Below are 854 nucleotides of genomic sequence, written 5' to 3' on the forward strand. Positions count from 1 at the left end.
GGAGTGGTATAAGAGACAGCCCTTGGACAGGCCGGCGCGCTCGATATCGCGCAGGCGGCGAGCGCATGCGCGAATCCCCTGCTCATCGCCTCGACCGCGCTTGCGGCAGCCGGCTCTGCCATCATGGCGGCGCTCATGGGCCGCGCATGGTCGCGCTACGACGAGGACGGCAGGAACGCCGGCTACATCGCCGCGTACGCCGTGCCCGCAGCTGTGTCGATTCTGCTGCTTTGTCTTGCAAACCGTATGGAAATTGGCGGCGCGACCGCGCTGGGCGCGGCAACCCTTGTGGGCGGCGGCGTCCTTTCCACTATAATCGCTTGCATCTATGTCTATCTATTCGGTTACCGCAAAGAACCGACCGGAGTGTGATTGTTCGTGAACTTCCTGAGCACCTTCGAGGACCATGTCGCCGGCATCTTCGGTGCCGCCCGCGCGCCGTTCTCCTTCAAGAAGCTCGCCCGCCAGGCGGCTCATGAGATGGAAGATCAGACGCTTGTGATCAACGGCGTCAACACGGCGCCCGCTCTTTATACCATCCTGATCGCCAACGAGGACGACCCCCTCATGGCCCCCTATTATCCTCAGCTCACCCGCGAGGTCAGCGACTTCGTCAAGGCGAGCGCCGAGAAGAAGGGCTATGCGTTCGTGGGCGAGCCGCTGGTCCGCTTCATGATCGACCCGTCGCTCAAAAGCGGCCGCTTCTCGGTGTTCGCCGAGAACGTCGACGCCCCCACCCTCGGCCGCCTCTATGAGGAGGAGCGCGCCTATCAGAAGGGCCTGTCGGGACAGATGAACATCGTGAACCCGCGTCCGGCGCCCGCCCGCGAGTCGGCGCCGAGGCCGGCGGCCGT

At 64.5% G+C, this 854-nt stretch carries 2 protein-coding genes; both read left to right on the top strand.

The window, feature by feature from the left end; all coding sequences use genetic code 11:
• The first annotated feature begins 123 nt into the window (after positions 1 to 123).
• Complete coding sequence (locus tag BN3789_RS12180; RefSeq protein WP_147569758.1) at positions 124 to 372, top strand: hypothetical protein; 249 nt, start codon at positions 124 to 126, stop codon at positions 370 to 372.
• Between the two features lie 6 nt (positions 373 to 378).
• Positions 379 to 854, top strand: a 476-nt coding sequence (locus tag BN3789_RS12185; RefSeq protein ID WP_147569760.1) for a DUF3662 domain-containing protein, incomplete at its 3' end; no start/stop codon positions are given.

Origin of the sequence: Collinsella ihumii (genome assembly GCF_900046475.1) — a bacterium.
GTDB classification, from domain to species: Bacteria; Actinomycetota; Coriobacteriia; order Coriobacteriales; family Coriobacteriaceae; genus Collinsella; species Collinsella ihumii.